We start from the raw sequence: 7,742 nt of genomic DNA, 5'->3' as shown, positions 1-7,742 counted from the left end.
GCATGCTTGCGATAATTCAAACCTACGCAAATGATTTTCCCTGGATTTGTCACACAAGGTCCCAGCTGAAGATCGTCTTCGTTCAACCAAATGGATGACAAGTTCGCAGATGAAGCTTGCTCCTCCAATGCTTGCAGCGCGTTGATCGCTGACGCTCCTTGCTCGATTACTTCATGAATCGATGAAGGTACATTCGCACCCAATTGTTGCGCAGCCGATGCAACGTTCAAAACCCCTTTGTCCGTCCGAATGCCAAGCATATATTGTTGTCCCTTTTTGTAAGTAAGTAGTTTCATCGTTTTATCCCCTCTTTAAAATAGTATTTTCACTCTTATCTCTAATCTAGAACCCACCAGTAAATCGTAACGTACCAAACAAATCCGGAACATGATAGTTAGCAATTCCGATCTGAGTCCAAGCCTGATAATGCCTCAACCCGCTTCGATCATCATCAATGCGGAAGAAATTCACTCTCCACTCCGTTCCATGAGCAGGATACTGCTTAAAATTCGAGAATGGAATGGTGAGCGTGTAAATCCTTTTCTCACCCATCTCATCAACTGAGGTTACAAGGCCCTTCGTTTCCCAGTCGTGATCCAGCGTGAATGCAAGTGGATCGTCCTCATTATCATGCGTAACCCAGACGTCGAACACAACATTGTTAGGGCTAACTACAATTTCAGCATATTCCTTACCAAGGCCCGTATCATCTATGAAAATCTCACAAACGTCCTSATCATACAACGGGTCATTCCGGTTCTTAAAATCAGAGATACTATAAGAATCTTCACATTCAAATCGGACATAGAGGGCATTAGAATCCCAGCAAGCCTTCACAAGGGTTTCTTCTTGAACTGCGCCGCCGTTCACAACATCTATCAAGTGAATAGCATCCGTCTTCTCCCAGACTCGGTCCTCATAATCAACATACTTACAATTGTATGTTTGGTCAGCTTCGCGTTTGATCATTTGATCCTCCTAATTAAAATCCGTATCTACTAGACCAGCCAATATTGTATTCGTTATTGCACTATTACGAGTGTAAGCGGACATTCCTTATTCTTCTTTAGCAAAAAGACCGCGAAAAGTAGCATTAAGTCCACAATCCCCGGCTACTGGGACCTAAACAGAAGAAAGCCGAGAAGCTGAGATCATCACTTCAAAACGAAGAGTGACTGCGGCTTTGATCATAAATACTATTTCATCTTCTACTTCATCTCGCTTAACTTTTCAATCGCCTGTTGCTCGTCCGACATGAACAAGATATCGTTTCCATTATTGCATTCATAAATGAAACCTCGAAGGCTTTTACTTGAATACATGGAAAAATCCCCAATAATAGCAACCTTCACTCGATAATTGATGAACTTCTGAAGGATTTCGCCTGCAAGGCGTGTTTTCAAATCGAAAAAGCTTTCGCTTAACAAGGATTTATTTAGAACGATACGATTACAGCCTGCTTCATAGTGTACGATTGCCATAAGATCCAATGCTGACTGAACATCCACTATTAATATCTCACTGCTGCTTACAACGGCAATATTTACCGTACCTACTTCAACTTTTACTATATTCATAAGCACCCTCCTAAAAGTTTTATGCGACAACTTTTAATAGCAGCCCTATGATTGTGGCATTCCTATTTCGGGCTTGGTTTCACCTTATCTAATACTGTATTTATACCATAGATTACCAAGATGCACCAAAGTTTTTGCAGTTGGCTTTGCCCTTAAGGGTTCCTGATGAGATTAATCCTGACGAGATTAATCCTGACGAGATTAATCCTGACGAGATTAATCCTGAAAACGGTTATAGGTATTATTCGATTAGGCAACTACAATAATCAGCGCGAACTGAACCTGGGGTTCGCTCCTTGAGCACTCCACCATATAAAACAAATAAACCACGTCCAGAGGACGTGGTTTATTTGTTTTATATGGTGGAGTCTGGTGAATTGAGAACGCCGGAACCTTAACGCCACAAAACTGTAACATTTTGCCCATTGTGCATCATTGCCCATTGGGCAATAATATAGATGTGCATTTAATTTCGAAAAAGTTTCCAGTCTATTTGAAAAGAGGTGAACGCATAGGCGATATATGATGAACAACAAAAGCTTACGCTATATTAAACGGGAAGCAACGGCGAATGCGCTTGCCGATGCGGCATTCGCTCTCGCTTTGGAAAAGGGGATGGACGGCTTCGTTGTCGAAGATGTCGTGCAGCGCGCCGGTTACTCCAGAAGAACGTTCGCGAACCACTACTCCTGCAAGGAGGARGCAGTCGCGACGGCAACCGTCATCTTCCATGGCGCCGATGAAGTGGAGGATTGGATCGGAAGGTTAAACGAGGACATGTCCCCGCTCGACATCCTGTACCAGTTGATGAAGCTGCAGCTGACTGGAGAGCATGTCTGGAAATTGCGCCAGCTCGTTTCGATTTCGAAGCAGCACCCAACGCTTGAGCCCTATATCCTCAGCGCGCTTCGCGGCTTGCAAATAACGACTCAGGACACTATAAATGCGCTGTCACGCGGACGATATCCAGAGGGGTACGCCCACCTTCTCGTCGGCGCCGTTTATGGAGCCGTGCTCCCCTTGCTTGACGGCAGCCTGAACGTGCTGCTTCCAGGCCAATCGGTCGCCGAAACATCGGAGGCTGTTACGTTCGATGATTATTTAGACACCATGTTTGGTTACTTGCGAAACGGATTTTAGTTCATTACTTCACGTTATTTCCACATGCAAAGGAGAAGTATTAACCTATGTCAACTTTCCTGTACAGATTGGGCAAGTCAGCCTATACCAGACCATGGTATTTCATTATTAGTTGGATCGCGATCCTCGGAGTTGTGCTCGCCATACTCGGGGTCAACGGAATACATGTCAGTTCGGATATGAAAATTGAGGGCACGGAATCGCAGAAGGTGTTAGACCAGTTGTCGGAAGAGCTGCCGGAAGCTTCGGGCGGACAAGCCAGCATCGTGTTTACGGTACCAAAGGGCGAACGTCTGGACACGCCAGAGCGTTTGACCTCCATTAGCGAAGCTGTTAATGATGTATACAATCTTGAGTATGTCATTAATCCGATTGAATTGGCTGCACAAGCCGGAGCATCGATGACCGATGCCGCTCAAGGGAATGAAGCTGCACAAGCTGGGCAAGGGAACGGTTCCGAATCGGCGCAAGCAACTACAGGCGAACTGCCTCCCTACGGCCCTCTGATGGTGAACGGTGTTCCTTTGCCTGGTGCGATGCTTGCATCTGACGGCAGCGTTGCACTGTTCCAATTCCAATTCACCGTTCAGCAAATGTCGCTGCCCGAATGGGTCCCTGATTCTGTAATCGATGCTGTCATGACTGTCGAGCAGACTGGGATTACCGCATTGCCTAGCGACTCGCTTTCAACTAAACCAACCATTGGTTCGACAGAAGCAATCGGTATTGCCGTCGCCGCCGTTGTCCTCTTCATGACACTCGGTTCGGTTGTTGCTGCAGGTTTGCCGCTTTTGACTGCTCTAGTCGGAGTATAAGCGTAGGAGGAGCTTTTGCCTTCTCAACAGTGTTCCATATGACCGATCTTACGCCTGTTCTGGCGCTTATGGTCGGGCTTGCCGTCGGTATTGACTACTCGCTGTTCATCGTCAACCGTCAGCGCCGCATCATTCTCGATCAAGGACTAAGCGCTCTTGAAGCTGCGAGCAGAGCGGTTGGCACCGCTGGTAGCGCCGTATTTTTCGCTGGCTTGACCGTTATCATTGCGTTGTGCGGCATGCTTGTCATCGGGATTGGCTTTTTGTCCGCGATGGCGCTTGTTGCCGCTTTGGCCGTACTCGTCAATGTGCTCGTTGCTCTAACCCTGCTGCCGGCTCTGCTCGGTTTGGTAGGGGAACGCATCTGCTCCGCCAAAGCACGTTCGACAAGCAGCAGCAAGGCGAATAAAACTTCACATGGGTTCGCGCACCAATGGGTGACCGGCGTAGTGAAGGGCCGTTGGCTTATAGTTGTTGGCGTTATTGTTCTTCTAGGCACAGCGGCACTCCCTGTCGCAAAAATGGACATGGGTATTCCATCAGGTGCCACGGCGAACTTTGACACTGCTTCCAGACAGAGCTACGATGCTATTTCAGATGGTTTTGGCGAAGGATTCAATGGACCACTGCTTCTCGTCGCCGAGCCTAAAGGAGCCTCGGACGCCATCTCGATGGAGACGCTGGGCGGGCTGGTTCAGGAGCTCCAGCAGCATGAGAACGTTTCGCTCGTAACACCTATGGGCATGAACAAAACTGGAGATATGGCTATTATTAGTCTCATCCCGAAAACAGGACCAACGGATTCAGAGACCAAAAATCTGGTCAAAGAAATCCGGGCTTCCGATTCGAGCATGGCGCTTAATTATGATGTCACGATTGGCGTTACTGGATTCACAGCTATCAACATCGATATGTCATCGAAGCTGGCTGAGGTGTTCCCGCTCTACGTCGGCATTATCGTGATCTTATCGCTGATTATACTGCTGCTCGTATTTCGCTCGATCATCGTTCCACTCAAAGCTACGGTAGGCTTCATTCTCAGTGTGTTAGCCACATTCGGGATCACTACGGCCGTATACCAATGGGGATGGCTTCACTCCCTCTTCGGCTTTGATACCGGTGGACCGCTGCTCAGCTTTATGCCGATTATGGTTACGGGCATTCTTTATGGGCTGGCGATGGATTATCAGGTCTTCCTTGTCAGCTCCATGCGCGAGTCTTACGTCCATGGATATCATGGCACGGAGAGTGTCGTTCATGGATACAAGCAGGCTAGCCGCGTTGTTGTAGCCGCAGCCGTGATTATGGTATCCGTCTTTGCCGGGTTTATTTTCGCTCATGATATTATGATCAAACAGATTGGTTTTGCGCTCGCGATCGGTATCCTTATTGACGCCTTCATCGTCCGCATGGCGCTCGTCCCAGCAGTCATGGCCATCTTCGGTGATAAAGCGTGGTGGCTGCCGAAATGGTTAGACCGTTTGCTTCCAAACCTGGATGTAGAAGGTGACAAGCTGCTAGCAGAGTTGAAGAAGCAGGAAAACGCTTCTTAAAACATTGTTAACCTAAGAAAGACTTACTGATTCCTTTTCTCGTAGAAAAAAAGGGCCAACCAGAATATCTGGTTGGCCTCTCAATCACAAGGAATAACCTCAAGCCATTGAATCCGAATGGAGCTGTCTACAGCCTTAAGGATGATACGATGCAATCCCGGAGATAATGTCCATCCCTTGCCTAATTGCTTCGTCCCCCATAGACTACCTACATTTTTACTTCGTTCGACCCACTTATCGTCTATCGAAACTTCAATTCGCGCGCTTTCATTAGGTGCGGCTGTATATACATTTACACTGTAAAGTAAAACCTCAGCCGTGTCTGCAACGGTGAATTCGAAAGCAATCCAGTCCTCTTCAGCTAACTGTACGTACATAAGCTCGTCGGTCTGCCAATTTTCTCCTTTCCCGTGTTCAAAATAAGGGGTCTCCCTATCACTTTGTACGAACCGAATGTCCGTACCATCATTGATCCGGAAACCTATAGGATTGTTGTTCCGCTCCTTTACTCCGTAACTGACACCTTCACCTTTGTAACCGTAAAAGATTGCCGGAATTCGAGTGTTAGGCCTACGGAAAAGTGACGACGTAACCTCTGAATGATAGACACATTGTTCGAACGAGATGTTGTGCAAATACTCCCATAGAATTTTCTCAGCATCCTGTTCATCCGGCTTGACACCACCTTCTAAATAAGCAATAAGCTTCTGCCAACCTGTAGGTTCAATAACCGAGCAAGGAGAATTATTCCTCCCCATCTTTTTCCATGTCCAAAAATTCCAAGAGATGTCGTGATCCTCGAACAAGCGAAATGCACCTGCGTACCATTCCTTGTTGTTCTCTCCACCTTCGCCCATATAAATTGGGACGTTCCATTGTTCTCTTTTATCCAAATAACTCTGAATGCTCTCCGTATCCGGATTGTTCCAGTATTTATGAAATTGAAGCATCATATTATCATCTAGTTTTTCATTAAAAATAGACCAATCCGTAGACCAATGAGCTCCCTCTAGAATGATCATGTGACGGTCGTTCACTTCACGAATGACTTTTATAATATCACGATATAAAGGAATAATTTGTTCGTTATATGATGAGAACCAATTGGGAAGCGGCTCGTTCAATAGATCGTAACCAGCAACAATCCATTCCTCTTTATACCGCTTTGCAAGCATCCTCCACAAATCAATGGTGATTTGTTTATTTCGCTCATTCATAAACAATTCAGGCTGATCATGCTCCGAGTCATCAATATTGGTTCCAGTTTGTCCCCCAGGAGCACCATGCAGATCAAGAATGACATAGAGTCGATACTCACGACACCAGCCTATAAGCCGATCTAGTATCTGCAAATGCTTCTCATTATAGTGAATCGAATTTTCTGTACTTTCCTCAATGAGGAATCTAGCATTTATAGGGACTCGGACAGAATTGTATCCATCTGCAGCAATCTGTTGAATATCTGCTTCCGCAGTATGACGATCATAGTAGATGTCCCAGAATTGCTCTGCTTTTTCTACTCCGACCAGTTCTCTGATCATGCGTTCGATTCGACGCGGACGATCTCCTTGTTCCGGGAAGAGCCACATATACCCTTCTGGGAGCATCCAGCTGCCAAAGCCAACTCCGCGGAGTAAAATCTCCCGTCCATCGCCATTTAAGAGCTTTTGACCAACGGCTCTAAGAAACCCAGTAACCTCATGCGCTTGTACATTTGACATAATAAACTTCCCTCCGTTTCTCTTTATTAAGCCGCCTAACCCTTTATCGCACCTTCTGCAATCCCATTTAAAATATATTTTTGCAAAAATAAATAAAAAACGACGACTGGCAGCATAGCTAATAGTAAAGAGGCTAATATATTGGACCAGTCATTGCTATACTCACCAAATAGCATATTGGTAGATAAGAGCAGCGTATAGCGGTCGGAATTCGTTAACATTAATAACGGTAACAAGAAATCATTCCATATCCACAGTAAGTTCAAGATAGCTATTGTTGCAGTGACGGGAAGCAGCAAGGGGAATATAACCGCATAGAACAGTTTCAATTCGCTGCAGCCATCTATAATAGCCGCTTCATCCAAGTCTCGAGGTATGGATTTCACAAACCCATGATATAAGAAAATAGCCATCGACACGCCAAGTCCAATATAAATCATACCCAACCCATAAATTGAGCCTTGTATCGATAATTGCTTCGTTATTTTTACGAGAGTAATCATGATCGAATGGAAAGGAATCAGCATAGATAAAATAAAGAGAGCAAATAGAAATGTGCTCAGCTTCCCCTTGGTTCGAGAGAGCTTATATCCTGCTAATGATGCACAAACAATAATGCCGATTAACCCCACTCCAGCAATTTGAATTGTGTTGCCTAAGCTTCGAAAAAAATGAATCTTCTTAAAAGCATTCGGATAATTCTCAAACTGAAGCTGCTTCGGAAAGGAAAGGATATTCGTTAGCATCTCACTTTGTGTTTTCACCGAATTCAATATTCCCATATAGATGGGAAAAAGCATCACAACAGCACCAAGAATAAGAAAGAGAAAGAGGCAAATGGAGCCCATACGGCGACCTAGCGGTAAATCCCCGGCATTTTCGCGTTTGTTCATCATGCCTCCACCTCTCTTCGCTTCATAATCCACAGTTGTATAA

7 protein-coding genes and 2 pseudogenes are annotated in these 7,742 nt (G+C 45.6%); 4 read left to right on the top strand and 5 right to left on the bottom strand.

From position 1 onward, the window contains the following. The 3 genes and pseudogenes from AC1DWN_RS22630 to AC1DWN_RS22620 form a co-directional block, all read right to left on the bottom strand. Window positions 1–296 (bottom strand): annotated as a pseudogene (locus AC1DWN_RS22630) (fumarylacetoacetate hydrolase family protein); the annotation flags it as partial. A gap of 46 nt (window positions 297–342) precedes the next feature. Further along, window positions 343–969: a carbohydrate-binding family 9-like protein gene (locus AC1DWN_RS22625; protein WP_477561158.1), complete on the bottom strand. Its 627-nt coding sequence runs from the start codon at window positions 967–969 to the stop codon at window positions 343–345. Between the two features lie 239 nt (window positions 970–1,208). Beyond that, window positions 1,209–1,577 carry a DUF4180 domain-containing protein gene (locus AC1DWN_RS22620; RefSeq protein WP_477561157.1) on the bottom strand — a complete coding sequence of 123 codons (369 nt, stop codon included), beginning with the start codon at window positions 1,575–1,577 and terminating at the stop codon, window positions 1,209–1,211. A gap of 522 nt (window positions 1,578–2,099) precedes the next feature. Here AC1DWN_RS22620 and AC1DWN_RS22615 point away from each other — a divergent pair. From AC1DWN_RS22615 to AC1DWN_RS22600, 4 genes and pseudogenes are all read left to right on the top strand, one after another. Continuing rightward, window positions 2,100–2,267: pseudogene (locus tag AC1DWN_RS22615) on the top strand (TetR family transcriptional regulator); the annotation flags it as partial. 54 nt (window positions 2,268–2,321) lie between these two features. Continuing rightward, a complete protein-coding gene (locus AC1DWN_RS22610) occupies window positions 2,322–2,717 on the top strand; it encodes a hypothetical protein (RefSeq protein ID WP_477561160.1) in 396 nt (131 codons plus the stop codon). Between the two features lie 47 nt (window positions 2,718–2,764). Beyond that, window positions 2,765–3,532, top strand: coding sequence for an MMPL family transporter (locus AC1DWN_RS22605; protein WP_477561156.1), 768 nt, complete (start codon window positions 2,765–2,767; stop codon window positions 3,530–3,532). Window positions 3,533–3,570: 38 nt separating this feature from the next. Then, window positions 3,571–5,085 (top strand): MMPL family transporter, encoded by a 1,515-nt coding sequence (locus AC1DWN_RS22600; RefSeq protein ID WP_477561155.1) that lies wholly within the window; start codon window positions 3,571–3,573, stop codon window positions 5,083–5,085. Window positions 5,086–5,165: 80 nt separating this feature from the next. On the opposite strand, the gene AC1DWN_RS22595 is transcribed toward AC1DWN_RS22600, so the two are convergent. After that, a complete protein-coding gene (locus AC1DWN_RS22595) occupies window positions 5,166–6,806 on the bottom strand; it encodes a cellulase family glycosylhydrolase (RefSeq protein ID WP_477561154.1) in 1,641 nt (546 codons plus the stop codon). A gap of 35 nt (window positions 6,807–6,841) precedes the next feature. Beyond that, window positions 6,842–7,699, bottom strand: a complete 858-nt coding sequence (locus AC1DWN_RS22590; protein ID WP_477561159.1) for a carbohydrate ABC transporter permease — start codon at window positions 7,697–7,699, stop codon at window positions 6,842–6,844. Between the last annotated feature and the right edge of the window lie 43 nt (window positions 7,700–7,742).

This window comes from Paenibacillus sp. P4_A7 (assembly GCF_056402455.1).
The sequence above is the reverse complement of the archived record's forward strand: the minus strand, read 5'-3'. Positions and strand labels throughout refer to the sequence as shown.